Genomic DNA, 22337 nt, shown 5'->3' with positions numbered 1-22337 from the left:
ATGAGAGAAGATTGCGGGAAGATAATCAGCAATGAATTGATTAGTGAAGATACATATAAAATGGTAATTGAATCAGCGCTGACTCAGGAAATGAAGCCTGGACAGTTTGTGAATATCAAGGTGGCGGAGCACTTCCTCCGCCGGCCGATTTCCATCTGCAGCATTGATGAAACAAGTTATACGATTATTTATAAAGTCGTAGGCGAAGGAACTGAATTGCTGTCGGCGATGAAAAGCGGTATGGAACTGAATGTTTTTGGTCCGCTGGGCAGCAGCTATCCGATTCATGAAGAATTACCTGCGGTATTGATTATGGGGGGCGGCGTTGGTGTGCCGCCGCTGTATGAGGTAGCTAAGCAGTATCGGCGTTTGAATAAACGGGTGGTTGTGGCCTTAGGCTTCAATTCATCAGCGGCTTGTTTCTATGAGGAAGAATTTAAGGCATTGGGCTGTGAGGTGCTGCTGGCTACCATGGATGGCAGCAAGGGCATTAAAGGAACCGTTTTAGATGCGGTTGATGCGGCCAAAATCGATCTTGATTTTGTATATTCATGCGGACCGATGCCGATGCTGAAAGCCATTGAAAACCGTTATACAAAAGGCTATACTTCTTTTGAAGCGAGAATGGCATGCGGCATCGGCGCCTGCATGGGCTGTGTCTGCAAAGATAAAAAGGATGAAACAATTTATTACCGAATCTGCAAAGAAGGTCCGGTATTTGAAATAGGAAAGGTGGGGCTGTAATGGATCTGTCCGTAAATCTGCCTGGTTTAAATCTTAAGAATCCAATCATACCGGCTTCAGGCTGCTGCGGCTTCGGCCATGAACTCAATGAGCTTTATGATCTGAGCCGTTTGGGTGGTATTGCTATTAAATCAGCAACGCTGGCAAGACGGTTTGGCAATCCGACACCAAGAATCGCCGAAACACCTGCCGGTATGCTGAATGCCATCGGTCTGCAAAATCCGGGGGTTGACGTAATTATTGAGAAAGAGCTGCCATGGCTCGCGCAGTTTGATGTAGAGGTATTGGCCAATGTTGCGGGCAGCAGCGTTGAAGATTATGTAGAGACGGCAAAACGGATCTCACAGCATGATTGTGTCAATGTGATCGAACTGAACATTTCCTGTCCGAATGTCAAACACGGCGGGGCTGCTTTCGGCACCGATCCGGATACGGCGGCACTGCTTACCCGAAAAGTGAAGGAAGTCAGCAAGAAGCCTGTCTATGTGAAGCTGTCACCGAATGTCACCGATATCGTCTCAATTGCCAAAGCGGTTGAGGAAGCGGGTGCTGATGGGATCGTCATGATTAATACATTGCTTGGCATGCGCTTTGACAAACGCACCGGCAAGCCGATTTTAGCCAATCTTACCGGCGGTTTAAGCGGTCCGGCCATCAAGCCTGTCGCTTTGCGCATGATTTATCAGACATATCAGGCAGTAAATATACCGATTATTGGTGTTGGAGGTATCGAAACTGCGGAAGATGTGGTAGAATTCTTAGTGGCAGGGGCGAGTGCGGTAGAAGTTGGCGCTGCCAATTTCAAAGATCCGATGACATGTGTCAATATTATTGAGGATCTGCCTCGTGTTTTAGCAAAATACGGATATAATTCCGTAAAGGAAGTAACTGGAAGGAGTCATCAACAATGAGTAAAACAATCGTAGCATTAGACTATTCAACAAGAAAGGAAGTTTATGAATTTTTATTAAAATTCAATGAACCAATTTATGTCAAGATCGGCATGGAGCTGACTTATTCATTTGGTTTTGAAATTGTTCGTGAAATTAAAGCCATGGGACATAAGATTTTCCTCGATCTGAAACTTCACGATATCCCTAATACGGTAAAACAGGCAATGAAAAATCTTGCGAAGCTGGATGTCGATATTGTAAATCTGCACTGTGCCGGCGGCAGCACGATGATGAAAGCCGCTATCGAAGGACTGCATGAGGGAGCAGTAAATGGCAAACGTCCGCTTTGTATCGGGGTTACTCAGCTGACCTCTACTTCTCAGGAAGCGATGGAAAAGGAATTGCTGATTGAACGTGATTTAAAAGAAGTTGTTATCGCGTATGCGAAGCTGGCTAAGGAAAGCGGTCTTGACGGTGTCGTATGTTCAGTATTAGAAGCTAAGGCAATTCATGAAGCATGCGGTGAGGATTTCCTGACTGTGACTCCGGGTATTCGTTTAGCAACTGATTCTAAAGATGATCAAAAGCGTGTCGCAACCCCAGAAGTTGCGAAAGAAGAAGGCTGTGACCTAATCGTTGTCGGCCGTTCAATTACAAAGAGTGCTGATCCGCTGGCTACTTATCATCAGATTGAAGCGGTAATGGAGGGGAAATAAGATGATTGAAAAGGAAATTGCGAAAAGCTTATTGGATGTTAAGGCTGTCTTTTTAAGACCGAATGAACCATTCACATGGGCAAGCGGCATCAAAAGTCCAATTTATTGCGACAATCGTTTAGTGCTCTCTTTTCCGGAAAAAAGAGATTTAGTTAAAAATGGTTTAGTTGATTTAATCAAGAAGGCATATCCGGATGTTGAGGTTATCATGGGAACGGCAACCGCAGGTATCCCGATGGCGGCTTTGACAGCTGATGTTATGGGTATTCCAATGGGTTATGTCCGTTCTTCTAATAAGACACACGGTAAGGAAAACAAGATTGAAGGCCGGGTTCTGCCAGGTCAGAAAGTTGTTGTTGTGGAAGATTTGATTTCAACCGGCGGCAGCTGCATCGGTGTGGTAGAAGCGCTGCGTGAAGCTGGCGCGGTTGTCTTAGGTGTTGCAGCCATCTTCTCTTATCAGCTGCAGGATGCTGTTAATAACTTTGGTTCAATCGATTGCCCGTTTGTGACATTAAGCAATTATGACGCATTGATTGAAACGGCATTAGAGCTTGACTATATCAAGGCTGAGGATCTTGAAAAGCTGAAAGCTTGGAAACAAGATCCAAAAGATGAAAGCTGGATGACTAAATAATAATGAAAGCGGCACAATGCCGTTTTTCTTTTAAAAAAGGAAGTGAGTTTATGTCAGCATCAAGTTCTATGGATGAATTATTTGCGCGTTTATCGAGATCAGCGTTTCGCAGCCGCTTTCAGTTAAAGGCAAAAGAATTGGCTTATATTGAAGCAAAAGGTTTGCCGGCCATTCGCCGCCATGCCGAGGATTTTGTCGCCAAGCGGTTAGCTGCCGCTGAACCTCTCAATGATGGCAAACAGACGCCGATGCGGGGTCATCCGGTATTTATTGCTCAGCATGCGTGTGCTGTGTGCTGCCGCGGCTGTCTTGAAAAATGGCATGGTATCCCGAAGCATAAGGAATTAAGTCAGGCAGAGCAGGCATATATCGTCGAAGTTATCATGATATGGATTAACCGACAGCTGGATAAATAAACGCTTTTCATCATTTCATTACCTTTTTGTCATTATTACAATTTAGAAAGTATTTTCAAAATAAGAATATTGTATAATGATATCAACTTAGAAAGAGGGGTAAAGAGAATGAATAGAATTTTTGAAGCATTAGCGTCAGTATTGCCGATTCTTCTTGTTATAGCTGTTGTGCTGATTCTGATTTCGCTTTGCTGGCGAAAAGTACCGCAGGACAAAGCGGCGGTCATCACCGGCTTTACAAAAAGAATCATTACCGGTAAAGCGGGATTAGTCATTCCGTTTTTTGAAAGAATTGATATTGTATCATTGGAAAACATTCCTATCACATTTACAACTGAGGATGTTATGGATTGTGAAGGTGTTCCAATTACAACTACTGGTACGGCTGTCGTAAAGATTATCAACAATCCGGAAAATATTTATAAGGCTGTTGAACAATTCGACTCAGCTTCAATCAGTAAAACGGTTGACAATATCCGTACAACGGTTACCGATGTTATCGAAGGTAACCTGCGTGAAATCATCGCTACCATGTCAGTAGAAGAAATTTATAAGAATCGTGATATGTTCTCTAGCAAGGTTGAAGATGTAGCTGAAGATGTATTAGGCCGTATGGGTCTGCAGATCGTTGTTTTAACGATTAAGGATATTGATGATAAGAACGGCTTCTTAAAGGCATTAGGTGCTAAAAAAATCGCGGAAGTGAAGAAGGATGCGACGATTGCGGAAGCCGAGGCTGCGAAGGAAGCGGATATCAAAACCGCTGAATCAAGACGGCTTGGTGAGCAGGCAAAGATCGAGGCGCAGGTTAAGATTGAAGAAGCCCGCAAAAATCAGGCGGTACAGGTTGCAAGCTTTAAGCAGGAACAGGATACAAAGACTGCTGAAGCTGATTTAGCATATAAGATCCAGCAGGAAACAACCCGTAAAATGGTTATCGATAAAGAAAAAGACGCGGAAATTCTGGAACAGCAAAGGGCGACTGAATTAGCTAAACAGAAGGCACTGCGTAAGGAAATTGAATTGCAGGAGACAGTGTTGAAGCCGGCGGAAGCGGCTAAGACACAGCGCCAGCTTGAGGCTGATGCTAATAAGTATGAAGAAATCGCCAAGGCTGAAGCACTGGCGGAAGCTAGACGCAAGGAAGGTGCTGCCGAGGCAGAGGTTATCCGCCAGACAGGTGCCGCGGAAGCGGAAGCCATTCGTTTAAAAGGTATTGCGGAGGCGGAAAGTCTGCAGAAACAAGCCGAAGCTTATCAGCAGTTTAACAATGCTGCGATGCTCAGCAAGGTTGTTGAACAATTGCCGCAGATGGCAGCTGCGATTGCTGAACCGTTGGCGAATATCGATAAGGTTATTGTAATGGACGGCGGCAGCGGTGAAGGTACGACCGGCATAGCCAGTAATGTGACTAAGGTTTTGACACAGACGATTGAATCGGTAAAGGAAATGACTGGTTTTGATATTACTGATGTATTAAAAGGACAGACCTATGATGCGAAGGTAAACCGCAGCATCAAGCTGTCACCGGAAAGTGTTGAGGCCGTAAAAGCGGCAGTGACGCCAAAAGAAACTGAAAAAACAGAGGCTGTCGCTGAGCCGGAAGTGAAGGCAGAAGCTAAACCGGAAGTTAAAAAAGAAGAAAAATTATCCTGGGAGTAATCATTCCCAGGATTTTTTTCTTGGATGCAGTAAACGGTTACAGAAGATTTTATGCTATAATTGATTCAAGAGGGTGTAAACATGGAAAAATATATCTTAGCGATTGATCAGGGGACAACGAGTACCCGCGCGATTTTATTTGATAAGCATGGCAATCTGCAGGCAACGGCCCAGCGGGAATGTGAGAATTTTTATCCGCATCCGTCTTGGGTCGAACAGAATGCGAATACGATTTGGTCTTCAACGGTAGGGGTCATCAGCGAAGCTGTGGCAGCGGCTAATTTAAAAATGGAGGATGTTGCGGCCATCGGTATCACCAATCAGCGTGAAACGACGATCATTTGGGATAAATTAACGGGTCAGCCGATTTATATGGCAATTGTCTGGCAGAGCCGGCAAAGTGATTGCTACTGTCAGGAAATGAAGCAAAAGGGATACGAGCCATTATTTTTTGAAAAAACCGGCTTGGTTTTAGATCCGTATTTCAGCGCCAGCAAGATCCGTTATATTTTGGATCATGTGGAAGGGGCGCAGGCGAGAGCCGAGCGCGGTGAGCTGTGCTTTGGGACGGTGGATTCATTTCTGATTTGGAAGCTGACGGGCGGCAAGGTGCATGTAACGGATGTCAGCAACGCGTCAAGAACCTTATTAATGAATCTGCATACGCTTGATTATGATGAAGAACTGCTTAAGCTATGGAATATTCCGCGCTGTTTATTGCCTGAAATCAAGGATACCTCCTGCGTCTATGGCTTGAGTGACGCTTCTTTGTTTGGCGTGCAGATTCCTATTGCAGCGGCGGTCGGCGATCAGCAGGCAGCGTTGTTTGGTCAGACATGCTATGCGCCGGGCAGTGTTAAAAATACTTATGGTACCGGCTGTTTTCTGCTGATGAATACAGGCAGTCAGATTATTCATTCAAAGCACGGCCTGCTTTCCTGCGCGGGCTGGAAAATCGGCAGCGAGGTAAACTATGTGTTGGAGGGCAGTGTGTTTGTGGCCGGGGCAGCTATCCAGTGGCTGCGTGATGGCTTAAAAATCATTCAAGATTCTTCAGAGACATACCGCCGTTCGCTGGCGGTTAAAAGCAGCGATGGTGTATATGTGGTGCCTGCCTTTACCGGCCTTGGGGCGCCTTATTGGCTGCCGTCATGCCGGGGTGCGATATTTGGCTTGACCCGCGGTACAAGTCAGGATCATCTCATCCGCGCTACCTTGGAATCATTGGCCTATCAGACTGAAGATGTCCTGCAGGCGATGCAGAAGGATGCCGGCATGAAGCTGACAGCTTTAAAGGTTGACGGCGGTGCCAGTAAGAATGATTTCTTGATGCAGTTTCAAAGCGATATTTCCAATTGTGATGTCCAGCGTTCATTAATCAGTGAGACAACCGCCTTAGGAGCTGCTTGTCTGGCAGGTCTGGCGGTAGGCTTCTGGAAGGATAAACAAGAGATTATCGATAATTTTAAGAGCGGCAGTCAGTTTACGCCGGCAATTAATGAGGAAGAAAGGAGTAAACTGCTTGAAGGCTGGCATCGTGCCATTGAAGCAGCCATGAAATTCTGATGATTGAAGCGATTAAAAAAAGAAGAAGTATCCGCAGTTATCAAAACAAACGGGTAGAGCCGGAAAAAATCAACGAACTGCTGCAGGCCGCAATGCTGGCACCAAGTGCGATGAATTTGATGCCCTGGCATTTTACAGTGGTAACAAACCGAGAAAAATTAACGCAGATACCGACTTATCATCCTTATACGAATATGATGAAAACAGCTCCCTGCGCAATCATCGTATCCGGAGATAGAGCGATAACTAAAAAAGATGCATTTATATATTGTGACTGTTCGGCAGCCATCATGAATATACTGCTGAGTGCCGTTGATCTTGACCTTGGTACATGCTGGTGCGCGATTGCTCCCGATGAGAGCCGCATGAGCGCGTTCCGCTCTGCGTTTGATCTGCCTGAGGCATGGCTGCCGGTAGCGGTTGTGGCGGTGGGGTATGCCGCGGAACAAAAGGGAATGAAGGATACTTTTAAGCCTGAAAGAATTACTTATTGTGAATAAAAATCGCTCAGGTGTATAGCAACGATACAATTGACACAGAATAATACCGAGTGCTATATTGAAAGCCTACGGGAGGTATTATTTATGAAAAAGTTAAGCGTATTATTAATGGTGCTGGCATTAGTTGGATGCAGCAGCAATACTGCTCCGGTTTCTAAAACTGGTACAGGCGAAGTTGAAACAGATTCTGATAAGACAACAGTTACTGTTACTTTAGAGGGCGATAAGTTGACTGCGGTTTCAATTGACCAAGCGAATAAAGGTTCTGACAGCAAAAAGGAATTGAAGGAAGCTTATAACATGAAGCAAGCTTCATCAATTGGTAAGGAATGGTTTGAACAAGCTGAATTCTTAGAAAATTATATGGTTGAAAATAATACAACTGAAATTGAAATGGATGAAAATGGTAAAGCTGTTTCTGAAGATGTATTATCTGGCTGCACGATCGGTATCAAGGATATCGTAGAAGCTGCTAATCAAGCTGTAAAAGCTGCGAAATAATGTTAAGCAAGGTCACTTTAAGCGAAGCGGCCTTGCTTTTTTCATTGCAATTAAATTGAACTCATGTATAATTAATTAACGGGAGTGTTGTTCATGAGAAATACTAAAAAATTGACAATGGTTGCAATGATGATTGCCTTATCCGTTGTTTTTCATACCGTTGAGGGCATGGTTTGGAATCCGGCAGAATTTGTCGTACCGGGTTTTAAATTAGGTCTTGCGAATATCGTCGGCCTGATCGCCTTATTCAAGTTTGACAGCAAAACGATGATTACTGTTAATTTTATGCGTGTCATGATTTCCAGCTTACTGACGGGTACGATTCTCGGCCATGTATTCTGGCTTTCATTAAGCGGCGTGGTACTGTCGACAGCGATGGCGATTCTGCTGCATAATAAGGTCAAGCTCAGTCCGATCGGCGTCAGTATCGGCGCCAGTGCTTTTCACTGCATCGGTCAGATTTTAATGGCAGTTTATTTGTATAACCAAATTCGGATGATATTCTATCTGCCGGTTTTGCTGCTGCTGAGTGTGCCGACCGGAATTGTGACGGGTATTATTTCACAGATGGTTGTGAAACGATTAAAATAGGAGGAATTATGGAGAAATATTCATATCGTACAAAGGGTGTGTGTTCCACCCGAATGGACTTTGAAATTGAAGGTGACATTATAAAATCTTTACAGGTCATGAATGGCTGTGACGGTAATCTTAAAGGGATTGCAAGTATAATACGCAACAAGACAATTGATGAAGTAATCGAGGCCTTTGAAGGCATTCAGTGCGGTTTTAAAAAGACTTCATGTCCGGATCAAATTGCCTGCGCATTGAAATTATATAAGGAGCAGCAGCATGCAGTTAAAGGTTAATGATCTGTATCAGCTGCAGAATGGCTTGGACGAAGAAATCTATCAAAAATTTTCATTGACTCGTGAGGGGACATCGATACGCCGCCGTTTAGCTTTGCTTGTTGAGCTTGGCGAGTGTGTGAATGAAACCCGCTGCTTTAAATTTTGGAGCGTTAAGGGGCCAAGTCCGGCACCCGTAATTCTTGAGGAATACGCTGACGGGATTCACTTCCTGCTCTCATTGGGCATTGATTTAAAAGATCCTTCGGATTATATTGCCAGTATTGAAGCGAGTGAGGATTTGACAAATGCTTATCTAAAAATGTATGAGCTTTGCTTAGACTTTCATCAGCATTTTGATTTAGCGCACTATCATCAATGCTTTGGTTATTATCTGGGAATCGCTCAGCGCCTGGGCTATACCGCTGAGGACATCCGCGAGCATTACTTGCTGAAAAACCAAGAGAATCACCATCGTCAGGATACCAATTACTAATCGACGCAAAACGCGTCTTTTTTTTGCTTCTGCTGTGTTTACATCACAATGAAAATTTACATAAAAATAATTGAAATAAAATGTAAAATGTTGTTGCAAAGATTTTCTTTCTCTGTTATACTAGAACCAGTTAAAGAAATTAACTAAGTTTTACATAATTTCAATTGCCTTTGTTCATACCTCCTTGTAGCAAAACTTTCCTGATGAACATGAAATTATGTAAAATCATCAAAAATACGCCATTCGGGCGTTTTTTTTGTATTATAGAAAATTGCATTTTCAAGTATCAAAGTGTCAATATCTCATTATGAAGATTAATCTAAAAAATAATAAAAACAGATGAAATCATCGTGTAAATATGATATACTATGAGTAACAAAAAACATATATTTAATCATTAAATTCAACCTAAGCATCACCTAGTTTCCTTTGTATCAATCGAATCTCAGTGGATGCTTTTTTGTTCAAGGGGGGGACATCTATGAAGTGTTTATCGTATTCAAATCGCTTCTATTATAAAGAGTTATCGGAAGAAGATGCGAATTGTATTAAGAAGGATTTGATCCTGTATAACTCTATGCTGCATACAGCTTATAAGAAACTCTATTTAACTTGTTTTCATGGTGTCAAGGATGCAGTCTCTTTACAAAAACAGTTAAAAACAAGATATGGTACGAACGATTATTTTCCTTTATCTGCAATACATGAAGCCAGAGCCTTGCTTAAAAGTAATATTGAAACTAATCAGCGATTGAAGAAAGCATGTACAAAACGGATCGAAAGAATCAATGAGAAGATCCGTAAGGAAAACAAGTCTTTACAGAACTGGCAGAAGCATAAAGAACAATTGATTCAAAAAAGCAAGGAACATGAAACTAGTGAAGCAGACTATTTGTATGAGGTACAGATCGTTAATCCGAATATCAAACAGCTGAAGCATAGAATCGGGTTGCTGACCTTTAAATTAAACCGGGAAACGGATAAGCTGAATCATTTGAACATAGGCGTGAGAGCCGCTTGCTTTGGTTCTAGGAAGAATCTGCATAACAATCCTGAAGCCTATCGGTATGAAAGAAGAAAGCGGATGCTGATAACGGGAAGACGACAAGGAAAATACAGTAATAACCTCTTTAAATATCATCTTGAATCCGGGATCATGGTTTATCGAGGCACAGAGAAAGAAGTTCATTTACCGATCCAGTTTTATCATCATGCAGAGAAATTAGAAAGAGCAGTCAGATTACCTCATAATACCACTGGTAAAGCCGTAGCTTATGAACTCTATGACCATGGTGAGTATTTCATCATCAAAGCGATCATTGAGGTGGAACCCAATATGATCGTGACTAAAAAGGAAGAAGGCAGTATCGGTATCGATATCAATGTGAATCATATCGCGGTTGCCCACATCGATCGGCAAGGCAATCTGTGCAGACAGCAGATCCTGCCGATGAAGCTAAAGGAAAAGACAAGGAATCAGCGAAAGCATGAGATTGCGGAAACAGCAAGTAAGATCATTCATGAATGTGTACATACTCATAAACCATTAGTGATGGAAGCCTTGGACTTTAGTGATAAAAAGAACAAACAGCGTTATCAGCCAAAAGGACTGAATCGAATGCTGAGTGAGTTTGCTTATGCACAAATCATAGAAGCCATCGAACGAAAAGCAGCTTATGAAGGTGTTGAAGTGATCAAAGTCGATCCAGCGTATACGTCACTGATAGGTAAATTGAAGTATGTACGGGATAAAGGAATGAGTGTGCATCAGGCAGCGAGTTATGTAATCGCAAGAAAAGGGATCGGATATAAAGAGAAGATATTACGAGAATATCGAGTGTTCGTAAAAGAAAAGCAAACACGAGCAGAGCAATGGGCAGCGATTGGTAAGAAGATAGGAAAAGCGAGTATTAAAGAATGTCAGCTAACCGCCATATTAGCATTATTCAGATAACATAAAATTCAATGAATCAAGGGAAATAGACCCAAACTAGATGAAAAGGCTGTTTACTTGATGGAAATCATTGAACTGATCAAAAGAGCTCCTGTATGGATTTGCTCGAGTGCGACTCCAATACCGTTAGGTAGAAAGAGAGAGACATTGAAATACAGGAAGGAACAGCGCCGCGAGAAAGGCAGCTAGGTGTCATCTTTGATGGCATGATTTCCTGAATTTATTGATGAAGGAAATAATTTTCTTGTTATAATGATAGGCATGGTTTAAAATAAGAACTAGAAGTTTTGAAATGGAGTGACTTGAATGAATAAGAAACACGGAATTTTAGCATTGGCTCTGATCGCGCTTGATCAGATTACCAAGCTGATTGTGGCAAATACGATGGAATATGGTCAAAGCATCCCGGTGCTGGGTAAGTTTTTTGAATTAACTTATGTCCATAATACGGGTGCTGCCTGGAGTATGCTGGAAGGCAAAATGATGTTCTTTTATCTGATTTCGATTGCAGCGCTGTTGGTGCTTGGCTATTTTTATTTCAAAACCAGCAATGCCGAGAAGCTGACAAAGCTGGGGTTAGTAATGATGATGGCAGGTACAATCGGCAATTTTATAGACCGCTTGGCTTATCAGTATGTAATTGATTTCTTGGATTTTGTGATCTTTGGTTATGATTTCCCAGTGTTTAATGTTGCCGATTCGGTTTTATGTATCGGTGTTTTATTGATTTTGTTTGATGTTTTTCTGGAAAGTAGAGGATTAAAAAAATGAAACATAGCGAATGGCGTGTGATCGCGGAAGATGTGAATGAGCGTATTGATAAGGTTGCCGCGAAATATGAGGCGGAACTGACGCGCAGCCGTCTTCAGACATTGATTGATGAGGGATCTTTGCTGGTCAATGGCAAACCGGTTAAAAATAACTATAAGGTAAAGCTCGATGATTTTATTGAGCTGGATTTTATTGATGATGCGGAATTAGACGCCCCGGCGGAAAATCTGAATCTGGATATTGTTTATGAAGACAGCGATGTTATTGTGATCAATAAGCCGCGGGGGATGGTGGTTCATCCATCGGCTGGCAATCAGCATGGCACTTTGGTCAACGGCCTGCTTTATCATTGCACCGATCTTTCTGGAATCAACGGTGTTTTGCGGCCGGGAATTGTGCACCGCATCGATAAGGATACAACGGGCCTTTTAATTGTCGCAAAAAATGATAAAGCCCATCTTTCACTTGCTGATCAGCTGAAAGATAAAACGGTGAATCGTCTTTATTATGCGTTGGTGCATGGCGTAATGGAGCATGATTACGGAACGATTGACGCGCCGATCGGCCGTGATGTTAAGGATCGTCAGAAGATGGCGGTTACCGCGGTCAATTCAAAACATGCTGTGACGCACTTTAAGGTTGTTGAACGGTTTAAAAACTATACGCTGGTGGAATGCCGCTTGGAAACGGGACGCACTCATCAGATTCGTGTTCATATGCAATATATCAAGCATCCGGTGGTGGGTGATCAGAAGTATTCATATCGTAAGACGATGGATTGCGGCGGTCAGCTGCTTCATGCCCATACGCTAATGTTTGTTCACCCGTCAACCGGTGAGAGCGTGACGGTTCATGCGCCGCTGCCGCCGGATTTTCAGAATATTTTAGATACGATTCGAAAGGAGGAGATGTAATGCAATATCGTGACAGTGACGTTACTTGCATGCAACTGCTGACTTTTTTAGTCACTCACTATAATTATCAAATTGTCACTCTCAGACAAAATCAGTCCAATGATTTCTGGCTTGCTAATCCGCTGAATAAGGAATATCCGGTAATTCGTCTATGCGGTGATGTGAGCACGGAGCTGTATTCTCAGGATACCTATCTAAAAAGTGTTCATCAGGTTATTTTAAGTGCAGTTGGTGCGCAAGGGCCGCTTTTAATTTTAAATACCAACGAATTATCTGCGGCTGCTGAAAATGAATATGCCAAGCAATATGTCGTATTGCCTGATCAAATAATGGATGAAATACTGATAAAGGCCTTTCCGGGTATTGAATCGGTATGTCATAAGGTAGAAAATAATCAGGAAGAATTCTTAAAATGTACGAAAAGGCTTGAGAAGAAAGCGATGAATGAAGCCCGTCAGCGGCGTAAGATTCCGGTAAAGGACTTGCCGAAGCTGACAATGGTACTTATTGCTATCTGTGTCGCCGTATTCATTTTAGTAAATTTGTTATCCTTGATGAATGGCGAACTGACTAGTGCTGCGATTTTCCTTGGTGCTTATTATAAGATGTCTGTTGTCTCCAATTTTGAATATTGGCGGCTGCTGAGCGCCGGCTTTGTCCATGCGGATATTTTCCATTTATTAATGAATATGATGGCTTTGTTTAATCTTGGGTTTTATTGTGAAAAACGTTATACCAAGAAACAGTTCCTGTTGATTCTGCTTGCATCCATCGTGGCCGGCAATCTGTTTGTCTTTATCGGTGATGCCAATATTGCCGGGCTGGGTATCAGCGGCGGTTTGTTTGGTCTTTTGGGTGCATACATCGTATCGCTTTGCGCCGATGGTTCAATCAAGAATCGGATGGTGCGGGTGAATTTGACCTCAACGATCATGATGAATGTATTTATTTCATTGCTGCCGAATATTTCCTTAATGGCACATCTTGGCGGCTTTATCGTCGGCGGTATTCTGGCCTTTATCATGATTGATGTTAAGCGCTGGAAAACCTTGCGTATGCATACGCGAAATGCTTTTATCCTGCTGATAGTTGGCCTCTGTCTGTTAGTGCCGAGAGTTCAGCGGATTGATCCGTTCTATCCGATGACGGACGCGATTTTGATTACTACGGCCCAGAAACTGAATCTTAATGGTTATGCTGAGTTGATGAAACATAATTTCATCAAAACGGCTGAAAGTCAGAATGAATCAGCTTATGAACCGAGCTTAAATGCTGCGCTGAAGCAGCTTCAGGAGGCTAAACATGAAAAGAACTGATGTTTTATCTTGGGATGACTATTTTATGGGATTGGCTCATCTCTCCGCTAAACGGTCAAAGGACCCTTCCACACAGGTAGGTGCTGCGATTGTTTCTGAAGAGCATCGGGTCGTTGGCATTGGCTACAATGGCTTTCCAAGCGGCTGTGATGATGATGTTTATCCATGGGAGCGCGAGGGTGATTTTGGTGATACAAAGTATCCTTATGTTGTTCACGCAGAGCTGAATGCGATTCTTAACAGCAATCAGCTGTGCCGCGGCTGTACAATCTATGTCTCACTCTTTCCATGCAATGAATGTGCGAAAGCAATTATTCAAAGCGGCATCAAACGGGTCGTGTACGAGTGTGATAAATACGCGGATACCGATGCGGTTAAAGCCAGTAAGCGGATGTTTTTATCGGCGGGTGTCGAATTGAAACAGCTCGATCACGATGTGCGGCTGAATGTCGAAATCATTCATCATGACTAAAAAAAGCAGGTTGCGGCCTGCTTTTCTAACGTTTAATTTTATCGGTATTCTTAAAGTGAAGCTTGGCGGCATTCATCAAGCCTTGCTCGCCATGCAGTTCATAAAACTGCTGAATCGGCTCTTCAGTGGCAGGCCCGGCGCCTTTTGGCAGCTTGAAGGAATAATGCTCACTGAGGGTATCCATCGCCTTTAAAAATGCGAAGCGGGCAATGATGGAGCCGCAGGCAACTGCCGGATATTTATTTTCGGCCTTGGTTTCAAAAGTGATGCCGCGTACAATTTCACGTTCATTTTTTAAATAACGGTAATAGCTGGCTTCCGGTGTAAATTGGTCAATCACTGATAAAGCAGGGAGCTGGCCAAGCTTGTTTCGCAGATGCAGATAAGCCTGATTATGCAGTTTGGCTTTGATGCAGTTTAAATTTTGCGTCTGATGTACCTGATTGTATTTGTAATTATCAAGAATCAATAATGAATAGGGGATTTCGGTCATCAGCTTGGGCGCGATTTTTAAAATCTGTTCATCACTTAGCTGTTTGCTGTCTTGAATGCCTAATGACTGCATGAGCGAAGCGTGGCTGGCATCAACATAGGCGGCGCAGACACAGACCGGGCCAAAATAATCACCGGTGCCGACCTCATCACTGCCGGCCTGCGGATAATCATTAAGCTCAGCGGCATGTTGAAGAGGTGGCTGAGAAAGTGTTTTAGGCTCAAAAAGGGCAGCCATTTCTTCCGCATCCCGGCCCTGAAATACAACCTTCTTTGAATCATAGGCGGTAATCGTACAGCCGTCGAGTTTAAGCTGGTACTGGGCGTAGGCCGGCGTCTTTACAGCCTTGCTTCGATATGTTTCAAACAGGGTGTCAATCTGTTTTTGGTTTAATGTTAAAGAAACGGTATTCATAAATTCACCTCGCTCTCCATTTTAACATTGTTTGCATTAAAAAGACAGATGCATTATTATTATAGGGTAAGCAGGTGAAGGAATGATTATAAATAGTCAATATGCAATATTTTTTGATTTGATACTGATTGCAGTTTTGGGAATACTGATCATAGATGGATATCGAAAAGGTTTTTTTTATAAGATACTGAGCTGTCTTTCTTTCTTTTTGGTGCTTTTTATCTGTTGGCGGATTACCCCGGCGATCGCTGATGTGTTTGCGGTTTTCCCAAAGGAATTAGCGCCGTTTGCCAAAACCAATCTGGCAGCATTTTTCTATGGCTATGCCAATCGGGCGCTGATTTTTGTTTTATTGACCGCCGCTTTTATGCTTTTGCTCTTGGTTTTGCGGCCATTAAGCAAGCTGTTTCAGAAGATGCCGGTGATTTCAACAATCAATGCGATGCTGGGCATGGCGTTTGGACTTGTGCAGGGAATGCTGGTCGTTTTGATTGTTTATTTTGTTTTAAATACTCCCTTAGTCAGCAACAGCAAGGAATTTATTTCCGCGTCTTTGATTCGCTATGCGAAGCCATTCAATGATGAAGTTGTTTTATTGGCTGGCGATGTGCTGAATGATTATCAAATGATTGAAAAGGGGGAGAATGCTGATACTAAATCGCTCCAGGAATTTAAAGTCTGGCTTGCGGCGAAAGGCATCAGTGACAGTGATCTTGCTGAATTTATTTTATCAGCAGTGAATTAGGAGGAATTATGAAAGAGAGTTATGAAGCGTTAGAGCTTGAACATATTAAACGGGAGATTTCCCGTTATTGCGCGTTTTCATTAGGTGTCCATGAAATCATGAACGCGAAGCCGTATTTTGACAGTCTGCATGTCAAGCGTGAGCTTAGACGCAGCCGGGAAGCGATTCGTTGTACGATTCAATATGGTACGATGCCATTGGGCGGTGTCCATGATCTAAGAGAGGCACTGAACGGCGCTAAAAAAGGCTTGAGCTTATCTGCTCAGCAGCTGCGTCAGTGTGCGGATCAGGTGCGCTGCGCGCAGGCGGCACAAAATTATATGAAGAATTTTGATCAGGATGTTGAGGCATTACTGGAACTGAGTGATGCTTTAAATCTGCCATTATCAATGGCCGAGGCGATTGAAAAATGTATTTCGGTGAACTATGAGGTTATGGACAGCGCGAGCGCCCAGCTGAAATCGATTCGTAAAACGATTAAAGCATGTGAGGCGGATGTCAATACGGCGGTACAGAGTTTTATTCAAAACAATAGTGCTAAATTGATGGATACGATTACTACAACGCGCAATGACCGTATCTGCGTCTTAGTGAAGATCAGCGAAAAGAATTCAGTCAAGGGTTTTATTCACGGTGAGAGTGCTTCCGGTCAGACTGCTTATATTGAGCCGGAAAGTCTGATTCACGCAAACAATAAGCTGCAGAGCGCACGCAGTGCTGAACAGGAAGAGATTGAACGTATCCTGCAGCAGCTTTCTTCACTTGTGAAAAAGGAAAGTGATGCACTGATCAGCAATTGTGAGACCTTTGGTTTATTAGATGCTATTTTTGCGAAAGCCCGCTGGGCGAAGGAGAATGGTTCCTGTGTTGCTGAAATTGATGATAAAGCACAGCGTCTATATTTGAAAAAAGCACGGCATCCATTGATTGATCCTAAAAAAGTCATTGCGAATACATATGAAATTGCCTTGCCCAAACGAATCCTGTTGATCACCGGTTCTAATACCGGCGGTAAAACAGTAACCCTAAAGACATTAGGCTTATTTGTGCTGATGAGCATGTGCGGTTTTCCAATTCCCTGTGAGGAAGCGGTTATGCCGTTATATGATGGTATTTTTGTGGATATTGGCGATGAACAGTCAATTGAACAGTCTTTATCCACTTTTTCGGCGCATTTATCGAAGCTGGCTGCCATCTGTGACCATGCGACGGATCGCTCGCTGATCCTGCTGGATGAGCTGGGTTCCGGCACAGACCCAAAGGAAGGGGAAGCATTGGCAATCGCCATTCTTGATTATCTGCGGACTAAAAACGCCATGGTGGTTGCTACGACCCATTATTCACAATTAAAGGCTTATGGCGCCCGCTGGGATGAAGTGCTTTTATCCAGTGTTGAGTTTGATATGGAAAAGATGCAGCCGACCTATCGCTATATTGAGGGTTTAAGCGGGAAATCAAATGCTTTTGAAATTGCCCGCCGTTTTGGCTTAAACAATAAAATTTTAACCCAGGCCGCCCAAATCAAGGAAGCAAACAAAACTGAACAGGAGCGCAGTGTGGAACGGCTGGAGGATACGATTCAGCAGAATATGTCGATTCAGAGTCATCTTGAAGAGGAGCTGAAAACGCTGCGTGCTGAACAAGAAGCCTTTGAGAAGGCAAAAGAAAAGTTTGAAGCTGAGCGTGAGAAAATTATCGAAGATGCGAAAGAGAAAGCTTTCTTCCTTGTGGAGGAAGCGCGTGAGGAAAGTGAAGCGATCATTCAGGAGCTGAAGGACAGCAAAGCGGCTAAACCTCATGAATTATTAGCGATCCGCAAAAAGCTTGACAGTGTAGTACCTGAAAGTGAGCCGATCGCAGAGGATGAAAATCATGTCTATGCGGTTGGTGATTATGTGCAGATCAAAAAATATAATTATTATGGTGAAGTTCAGGAGGTCAGCGGTAAATACATTCATGTATTGGCGAATGGACTGAAAATGAAGCTGAAGCCGGAGGAATTATTGCCAGCTAAAAAACAAAAGGTGAAAAAGCCGAAGTCTTCTTATGCGAAATCACTGCGTTCATCAATTTCACTTGAATGCAATGTGATTGGCCTGTATGTCGATGAGGCATTGGCAGTCATTGATAAATATCTGGATAATGCGGTGTTAGCGAATGTGTCCAATGTACGTCTTGTTCATGGCGTTGGTACCGGGGCTTTGCGGAATGCCATTCATGCCTATTTGAAAAAGAATCCAAGAGTGGCGGAGTTTCGCATGGGCGGTCAGGGTGAAGGCGGTTTAGGCGCTACCGTGGTAACGCTGAAAACCAAGGGGAAATAATCATGCCCAGTGAATTGATTAAAAATAAACTCGCGCTGCTGCCGGCTGAGCCAGGCTGTTATTTAATGAAGGATATCAATGGTGAAGTCATCTATGTAGGTAAAGCGATTAAACTGAAAAACCGGGTAAAATCCTATTTTGTAGGTGCTCATAACTATAAGACAACGAAACTGGTCTCTAATATTGTCGATTTTGAATACATTGTAACGGGTTCTGAAAAGGAAGCACTGCTGCTTGAATTTAACTTGATTAAGAAATACGCGCCGCGTTTTAATATCATGTTTATGGATGATAAGAGTTATCCTTACATTAAATTATCGAAGGAAAAGCTGCCGACATTAAAGGTAGTCCGCAATACGGCTGATAAAAAAGCGGAATATTTTGGGCCTTTTCCTGATTCAGGCGCGGCATATCATACGATTAATCTGCTGAATCAGCTTTATCCTTTGCGAAAATGTAAGAAAATGCCTAAAAAAGAATGCCTTTATTATCATATTCATCAATGCTTAGGTCCTTGTATCAATGAGATTGATGAACATGTCTATCAGGAGATGGTCAACGGCATCAAACGTTTTCTGCGCGGTGATGTCAATGATTTGCTTACCCAGCTGAAAAAAGAAATGAATGAGGCCAGTGAAGCGCTGCAGTTTGAGAAGGCACAGGAAAAGCTGGAGCTGATTCGTTCCATTGAACATGTAACGGCGAAGCAGCAGGTACAGTTTAAGGATAAGAAAGACCGTGATGTTTTTGGTTATTATGTGGATAAAGGCTATATCAGTATTCAGGGCTTTTTTCTGCGTTCAGGGAAAATCCTTGAAAGAGCACTGGCTATTCATCCAATTGTCGATGATCCGCAGGCGATGTTTACTTCCTTTATTATGCAGTATTATGGAAAAAATCCATTGCCGGCAGAGATTTTGCTGCCTTCCGCTCTTGATGTGACTTTGCTGGAACAGGCGTTGGATACCAAAATCGTTCAGCCGATTAAAGGTGATAAGCTGAAGCTGGTGGATATGGTTATCGCGAATGCCCGTGATTCGCATCATCAGAAATTTGAATTGGCAAGCCGTGAAGAAAATAAGAAGGAAGAAGCAATGTATGCGTTGTCTTCTATCTTTCATAAACGGATCACTTCTATTGAGATGGTCGATAACTCACATATCTCTGGTGCTTTTAATGTTTCCGGCTTTATTGTGTTTAAGGATGGCGAGCCCTCGAAGAAAGATTACCGCCTCTATCGTTTGGGACCGTATGTCAGCGATCTTGATTCAATGAAAGAGGTCATTTACCGCCGCTATTTCCGAATCCTCAAAGAGAAAAGTCCGTGCAGTGACCTGCTGATTGTCGATGGCGGCTGGCAGCAGATTGAGGCGGCTAAGGAAATTCTTTCGGAATTTGAAATTGATATCACTTTAGCTGGCTTAGTTAAGGATGATCGTCACCGCACAAGCAATTTGATGGACAGTGACGGCAATATCATCGATATTAAAAAAGACAGTGCGCTTTTCTTTCTGCTGACTCAGATGCAGGATGAGGTCCATCGTTTTGCTATCAGCTATCATCGCAAGCTGCGCAGCAAGGCAATGACAAAATCGGTGCTTGATGATGTGGAGGGCATCGGTGAGGTGCGGAAAAAAGAAATCTGGAAGCGTTTCAAATCATTAAAGAATTTAAAAGCTGCCACTGTGGAAGAGCTTGCTGAGGTAGTGCCGCAGCAGGTTGCTAAAAATGTTTTTGAGGTTCTTCATGCAAGTAACACTGACCAAAATGAATCTGATGCATAGGATAGAGTGTCGGAACTAGGAGGGTTACTTACGCAAATGGTCTGTACGAAACGTGAGGCTGAAGTTTTTAATTATCTGATTCAAAACTACAGCACCAAGGAAATTGCCGCGTTGATGGGAATCAGTGATAAGACCGTAAGAAATCACATATCCAATGTGATCTTAAAGTTAAATGTGTCTTCACGTACTCAGGCAATGCTTGAATTGATACGGTTAAATCAATTAAAAATCGACGGTTAAACATGGGCCTTTTCAATAAGGCCCTTATTTACGCAAAGGCTGACTGATTTTCTGTTTAGTTTCTTTTAGTTGTGCTATAATACTGTGGAGGTGATTTTATGAAAACCAAAAGAGCTATCTTTATAGGTAGTTTAATTGTTCTTTTCATATGCTGTTACAGTATAATGAACAAGCATTTTGATCCGCTTGCGAGATATAAATATGCAGATAATGATAATCGGGATTTGATTATTAGTTATTTAAGCAGTGAGGATATTAATTATCTGATTGACCGTCAGCTGCTGCCTGAGGAATTTATGCCGTATTTTGGGATTTCGGATTTTAATATCCGCTATACGGTTTATTATAATATAGCCAAGGCAGCCAGACCTGCTGATGCACAGACGATCGTTGATTTTGTCAATAAATATCTTGATGTGACGTTTAATCATGATAATCTTGAACCTTTGGTGAGAAATTATTCTTATGAGCTGATGAGTGATTTCTTTGAACATGGGGATCGTTATGCCGAGAATGAGGGTTTGTTGATTGATCCAAGCGCCCTGACGGCTAAAATCATTGAAGGGAAAACGCTTTATCGTTATCAGCCGGATGATTTAGTTGATATTGTGAATGTCCCAAGTGTCAACGCATATAGTGAAAATGAACCCATTCAGGTGCGTAAGGAGCCTGCATCAGCGCTATCCTCATTGTGTGCGGCAGCGACTGAGCTGAACGGCAAAACTTGCGGCAATATGATTCTGGTCGGCGGTTTTGTATCGTATGAGGAGCAGGTTGAGCTCTATGAACAGGCGCTGCTTCATTATGGCTATGATGAGGTTGATCAGCATATCTTTAAGCCTGGACATTTTGAAAATCAGCTTGGCTATACCGTTGAACTGCAGCTGGCAAAGGTTGAGGTTGAGAAAGCGGAGGCGAAAGAGGCGACCGCCGATGATGCTGAGGCAGAAAATAAAAAGCAGGAAAATGAACAAATTGCCTGGCTGAAGAAACATATTGCTGAATATGGTTTTGTGTTCCGTTATCCCGAGGATGTGAATGAAAAAGGACATCTTGTTCTGCGGTATGTCGGAGTTGAAAAGGCAAAGGAAATGACAGAGAAGGGTCTAAGACTAGAGGATATAGGATAATGAATAAAAAAATTGGTATCTGTGATTCGGGATTAGGGGGCATTCAGGTAATGAAGGCATTGATGGATGCCAATCCTAAGGTTGATTTTATGTTTATCGGCGATCAGCTGCATGCACCTTATGGCGCCTTATCTAAAGCCGAATTGTTTAAATATGGGGCTAAAATGATTCATGAATTTCAAAAGCGGGGAATCGAGGAAGTGGTTATCGCCTGCAATACGCTATGTGCCAATGTGTTTGATGATTTGTGTCAGGCCTTTCCTAAGATGCAGTTAAAGGGTGTGCTGCAGCCGACTGTTGATCAATTAGCAGGTGAAGATGTGCATGCGGTCTTAGTTATGGCAACCGCTAAAACTATCGCGGCTCATGCTTTTGAGAAAGCTATCCATCAGCTTGATGAGACATGTCAGGTGTATGAGCTTGCCTGTCCGGCCTTAGTACCGCTGATTGAAAACGGCGATGATCAGGCGGCATTATATGCGGCAGCAGCTGATTATGTGACACCTTATAAGGGAAAGGTTGACGCCGTGATTTTAGGCTGTACCCACTTTCCTTTGATCGCTGATGAAGTAAAGCGGCTGTTAAATGTAAAGCTCTACGATTCCAACCAAGCGGCAGTCAATATGCTGACATTGCCTAAGGGGGAAGCAAAAGGTCAGGTTGTGGTTTGCACAACGAAAGATGCAGCCTTGATGAAGCGTCAGATCAAAGCGATTATAAATGAAGACTTAGCCGTTCAAAAGATTGATTTTGAAGACTAAGTCTTTTTTTTTGCCATTAGCTTTTAAACGTGATATCATG

The 22337-nt window shown here is 42.9% G+C and carries 24 protein-coding genes; 23 read left to right on the top strand and 1 reads right to left on the bottom strand.

The window, feature by feature from the left end:
• From DWZ33_RS17590 to DWZ33_RS17510, 17 genes are all read left to right on the top strand, one after another.
• Positions 1 to 744, top strand: a complete 744-nt coding sequence (locus tag DWZ33_RS17590) for a dihydroorotate dehydrogenase electron transfer subunit (RefSeq protein ID WP_118456284.1) — start codon at positions 1 to 3, stop codon at positions 742 to 744.
• The gene (locus DWZ33_RS17585; RefSeq protein WP_118456282.1) at positions 744 to 1655 is read left to right on the top strand and encodes a dihydroorotate dehydrogenase; all 912 of its coding nucleotides are present in this window, start codon (positions 744 to 746) and stop codon (positions 1653 to 1655) included. Before DWZ33_RS17590 ends, DWZ33_RS17585 begins: the two co-directional genes overlap by 1 nt.
• The gene (gene pyrF, locus DWZ33_RS17580; protein WP_118456280.1) at positions 1652 to 2353 is read left to right on the top strand and encodes an orotidine-5'-phosphate decarboxylase; all 702 of its coding nucleotides are present in this window, start codon (positions 1652 to 1654) and stop codon (positions 2351 to 2353) included. The genes DWZ33_RS17585 and pyrF overlap by 4 nt, the downstream gene beginning before the upstream one ends.
• Before the next feature lies 1 nt (position 2354).
• Positions 2355 to 2990, top strand: a complete 636-nt coding sequence (gene pyrE / locus DWZ33_RS17575; RefSeq protein WP_118456279.1) for an orotate phosphoribosyltransferase — start codon at positions 2355 to 2357, stop codon at positions 2988 to 2990.
• A 50-nt stretch (positions 2991 to 3040) separates the two neighbouring features.
• Positions 3041 to 3406 carry a DUF4186 domain-containing protein gene (locus DWZ33_RS17570; protein ID WP_220452469.1) on the top strand — a complete coding sequence of 122 codons (366 nt, stop codon included), beginning with the start codon at positions 3041 to 3043 and terminating at the stop codon, positions 3404 to 3406.
• Between the two features lie 108 nt (positions 3407 to 3514).
• Positions 3515 to 5068, top strand: a complete 1554-nt coding sequence (locus DWZ33_RS17565; RefSeq protein ID WP_022939076.1) for a flotillin family protein — start codon at positions 3515 to 3517, stop codon at positions 5066 to 5068.
• An 81-nt stretch (positions 5069 to 5149) separates the two neighbouring features.
• Positions 5150 to 6634, top strand: a complete 1485-nt coding sequence (glpK, locus tag DWZ33_RS17560) for a glycerol kinase GlpK (protein WP_118456277.1) — start codon at positions 5150 to 5152, stop codon at positions 6632 to 6634.
• The gene (locus DWZ33_RS17555; RefSeq protein WP_118456275.1) at positions 6634 to 7134 is read left to right on the top strand and encodes a nitroreductase family protein; all 501 of its coding nucleotides are present in this window, start codon (positions 6634 to 6636) and stop codon (positions 7132 to 7134) included. The genes glpK and DWZ33_RS17555 overlap by 1 nt, the downstream gene beginning before the upstream one ends.
• Positions 7135 to 7218: 84 nt before the next feature.
• Entirely contained in the window at positions 7219 to 7635 is a 417-nt protein-coding gene (locus DWZ33_RS17550) for a hypothetical protein (protein ID WP_022939079.1), read from the top strand.
• Positions 7636 to 7728: 93 nt separating this feature from the next.
• Positions 7729 to 8226: a Gx transporter family protein gene (locus DWZ33_RS17545; protein WP_118456273.1), complete on the top strand. Its 498-nt coding sequence runs from the start codon at positions 7729 to 7731 to the stop codon at positions 8224 to 8226.
• A gap of 8 nt (positions 8227 to 8234) precedes the next feature.
• Positions 8235 to 8504: a TIGR03905 family TSCPD domain-containing protein gene (locus DWZ33_RS17540; RefSeq protein ID WP_022939081.1), complete on the top strand. Its 270-nt coding sequence runs from the start codon at positions 8235 to 8237 to the stop codon at positions 8502 to 8504.
• A complete protein-coding gene (locus tag DWZ33_RS17535; RefSeq protein WP_118456271.1) occupies positions 8488 to 8979 on the top strand; it encodes a dUTP diphosphatase in 492 nt (163 codons plus the stop codon). Before DWZ33_RS17540 ends, DWZ33_RS17535 begins: the two co-directional genes overlap by 17 nt.
• Positions 8980 to 9460: 481 nt before the next feature.
• Positions 9461 to 10933, top strand: coding sequence for an IS200/IS605 family accessory protein TnpB-related protein (locus DWZ33_RS17530; RefSeq protein ID WP_118456269.1), 1473 nt, complete (start codon positions 9461 to 9463; stop codon positions 10931 to 10933).
• A 306-nt stretch (positions 10934 to 11239) separates the two neighbouring features.
• Positions 11240 to 11704 carry a signal peptidase II gene (gene lspA / locus DWZ33_RS17525; RefSeq protein WP_022939084.1) on the top strand — a complete coding sequence of 155 codons (465 nt, stop codon included), beginning with the start codon at positions 11240 to 11242 and terminating at the stop codon, positions 11702 to 11704.
• On the top strand, positions 11701 to 12618 hold the full coding sequence (locus DWZ33_RS17520) for an RluA family pseudouridine synthase (protein WP_118456267.1): 918 nt from the start codon (positions 11701 to 11703) through the stop codon (positions 12616 to 12618). The genes lspA and DWZ33_RS17520 overlap by 4 nt, the downstream gene beginning before the upstream one ends.
• On the top strand, positions 12618 to 13934 hold the full coding sequence (locus DWZ33_RS17515) for a rhomboid family intramembrane serine protease (RefSeq protein ID WP_118456265.1): 1317 nt from the start codon (positions 12618 to 12620) through the stop codon (positions 13932 to 13934). Before DWZ33_RS17520 ends, DWZ33_RS17515 begins: the two co-directional genes overlap by 1 nt.
• Positions 13921 to 14406: a deoxycytidylate deaminase gene (locus tag DWZ33_RS17510; protein WP_022939087.1), complete on the top strand. Its 486-nt coding sequence runs from the start codon at positions 13921 to 13923 to the stop codon at positions 14404 to 14406. Before DWZ33_RS17515 ends, DWZ33_RS17510 begins: the two co-directional genes overlap by 14 nt.
• A 25-nt stretch (positions 14407 to 14431) precedes the next feature.
• On the opposite strand, the gene rnhC is transcribed toward DWZ33_RS17510, so the two are convergent.
• Positions 14432 to 15313 (bottom strand): ribonuclease HIII, encoded by an 882-nt coding sequence (rnhC, locus tag DWZ33_RS17505; protein ID WP_118456264.1) that lies wholly within the window; start codon positions 15311 to 15313, stop codon positions 14432 to 14434.
• Positions 15314 to 15395: 82 nt separating this feature from the next.
• Here rnhC and DWZ33_RS17500 point away from each other — a divergent pair, with 82 nt between their 5' ends.
• The 6 genes from DWZ33_RS17500 (at position 15396) to murI (ending at position 22297) form a co-directional block, all read left to right on the top strand.
• On the top strand, positions 15396 to 16058 hold the full coding sequence (locus DWZ33_RS17500) for a CvpA family protein (protein WP_118456262.1): 663 nt from the start codon (positions 15396 to 15398) through the stop codon (positions 16056 to 16058).
• 8 nt (positions 16059 to 16066) lie between these two features.
• Positions 16067 to 18382 carry an endonuclease MutS2 gene (locus DWZ33_RS17495; protein ID WP_118456260.1) on the top strand — a complete coding sequence of 772 codons (2316 nt, stop codon included), beginning with the start codon at positions 16067 to 16069 and terminating at the stop codon, positions 18380 to 18382.
• 2 nt (positions 18383 to 18384) lie between these two features.
• Positions 18385 to 20166, top strand: coding sequence for an excinuclease ABC subunit UvrC (gene uvrC, locus DWZ33_RS17490; protein WP_118456258.1), 1782 nt, complete (start codon positions 18385 to 18387; stop codon positions 20164 to 20166).
• A 36-nt stretch (positions 20167 to 20202) separates the two neighbouring features.
• Positions 20203 to 20406, top strand: a complete 204-nt coding sequence (locus tag DWZ33_RS17485) for a helix-turn-helix domain-containing protein (RefSeq protein WP_022939092.1) — start codon at positions 20203 to 20205, stop codon at positions 20404 to 20406.
• A gap of 98 nt (positions 20407 to 20504) precedes the next feature.
• Positions 20505 to 21536, top strand: coding sequence for a D-alanyl-D-alanine carboxypeptidase family protein (locus DWZ33_RS17480; protein WP_022939093.1), 1032 nt, complete (start codon positions 20505 to 20507; stop codon positions 21534 to 21536).
• The gene (murI, locus tag DWZ33_RS17475) at positions 21536 to 22297 is read left to right on the top strand and encodes a glutamate racemase (RefSeq protein ID WP_118456256.1); all 762 of its coding nucleotides are present in this window, start codon (positions 21536 to 21538) and stop codon (positions 22295 to 22297) included. Before DWZ33_RS17480 ends, murI begins: the two co-directional genes overlap by 1 nt.
• The last annotated feature ends 40 nt before the right edge of the window (positions 22298 to 22337 follow it).

This window comes from Dielma fastidiosa, from assembly GCF_003475485.1.
Lineage (GTDB): Bacteria > Bacillota_I > Bacilli_A > Erysipelotrichales > Erysipelotrichaceae > Dielma > Dielma fastidiosa.
Note: the sequence above shows the minus strand (reverse complement) of the source record. Positions and strands in the feature narration are given on the sequence as shown.

Excerpts from the sequence above, each read along its gene's own strand:
- DWZ33_RS17590 (WP_118456284.1), top strand. The coding sequence starts at position 1 with ATGAGAGAAGATTGCGGGAAGATAATCAGCAATGAATTGATTAGTGAA.
- DWZ33_RS17585 (WP_118456282.1), top strand. The coding sequence starts at position 744 with ATGGATCTGTCCGTAAATCTGCCTGGTTTAAATCTTAAGAATCCAATC.
- pyrF (WP_118456280.1), top strand. The coding sequence starts at position 1,652 with ATGAGTAAAACAATCGTAGCATTAGACTATTCAACAAGAAAGGAAGTT.
- pyrE (WP_118456279.1), top strand. The coding sequence starts at position 2,355 with ATGATTGAAAAGGAAATTGCGAAAAGCTTATTGGATGTTAAGGCTGTC.
- DWZ33_RS17570 (WP_220452469.1), top strand. The coding sequence starts at position 3,041 with ATGTCAGCATCAAGTTCTATGGATGAATTATTTGCGCGTTTATCGAGA.
- DWZ33_RS17565 (WP_022939076.1), top strand. The coding sequence starts at position 3,515 with ATGAATAGAATTTTTGAAGCATTAGCGTCAGTATTGCCGATTCTTCTT.
- glpK (WP_118456277.1), top strand. The coding sequence starts at position 5,150 with ATGGAAAAATATATCTTAGCGATTGATCAGGGGACAACGAGTACCCGC.
- DWZ33_RS17555 (WP_118456275.1), top strand. The coding sequence starts at position 6,634 with ATGATTGAAGCGATTAAAAAAAGAAGAAGTATCCGCAGTTATCAAAAC.
- DWZ33_RS17550 (WP_022939079.1), top strand. The coding sequence starts at position 7,219 with ATGAAAAAGTTAAGCGTATTATTAATGGTGCTGGCATTAGTTGGATGC.
- DWZ33_RS17545 (WP_118456273.1), top strand. The coding sequence starts at position 7,729 with ATGAGAAATACTAAAAAATTGACAATGGTTGCAATGATGATTGCCTTA.
- DWZ33_RS17540 (WP_022939081.1), top strand. The coding sequence starts at position 8,235 with ATGGAGAAATATTCATATCGTACAAAGGGTGTGTGTTCCACCCGAATG.
- DWZ33_RS17535 (WP_118456271.1), top strand. The coding sequence starts at position 8,488 with ATGCAGTTAAAGGTTAATGATCTGTATCAGCTGCAGAATGGCTTGGAC.
- DWZ33_RS17530 (WP_118456269.1), top strand. The coding sequence starts at position 9,461 with ATGAAGTGTTTATCGTATTCAAATCGCTTCTATTATAAAGAGTTATCG.
- lspA (WP_022939084.1), top strand. The coding sequence starts at position 11,240 with ATGAATAAGAAACACGGAATTTTAGCATTGGCTCTGATCGCGCTTGAT.
- DWZ33_RS17520 (WP_118456267.1), top strand. The coding sequence starts at position 11,701 with ATGAAACATAGCGAATGGCGTGTGATCGCGGAAGATGTGAATGAGCGT.
- DWZ33_RS17515 (WP_118456265.1), top strand. The coding sequence starts at position 12,618 with ATGCAATATCGTGACAGTGACGTTACTTGCATGCAACTGCTGACTTTT.
- DWZ33_RS17510 (WP_022939087.1), top strand. The coding sequence starts at position 13,921 with ATGAAAAGAACTGATGTTTTATCTTGGGATGACTATTTTATGGGATTG.
- rnhC (WP_118456264.1), bottom strand. The coding sequence starts at position 15,313 with ATGAATACCGTTTCTTTAACATTAAACCAAAAACAGATTGACACCCTG.
- DWZ33_RS17500 (WP_118456262.1), top strand. The coding sequence starts at position 15,396 with ATGATTATAAATAGTCAATATGCAATATTTTTTGATTTGATACTGATT.
- DWZ33_RS17495 (WP_118456260.1), top strand. The coding sequence starts at position 16,067 with ATGAAAGAGAGTTATGAAGCGTTAGAGCTTGAACATATTAAACGGGAG.
- uvrC (WP_118456258.1), top strand. The coding sequence starts at position 18,385 with ATGCCCAGTGAATTGATTAAAAATAAACTCGCGCTGCTGCCGGCTGAG.
- DWZ33_RS17485 (WP_022939092.1), top strand. The coding sequence starts at position 20,203 with ATGGTCTGTACGAAACGTGAGGCTGAAGTTTTTAATTATCTGATTCAA.
- DWZ33_RS17480 (WP_022939093.1), top strand. The coding sequence starts at position 20,505 with ATGAAAACCAAAAGAGCTATCTTTATAGGTAGTTTAATTGTTCTTTTC.
- murI (WP_118456256.1), top strand. The coding sequence starts at position 21,536 with ATGAATAAAAAAATTGGTATCTGTGATTCGGGATTAGGGGGCATTCAG.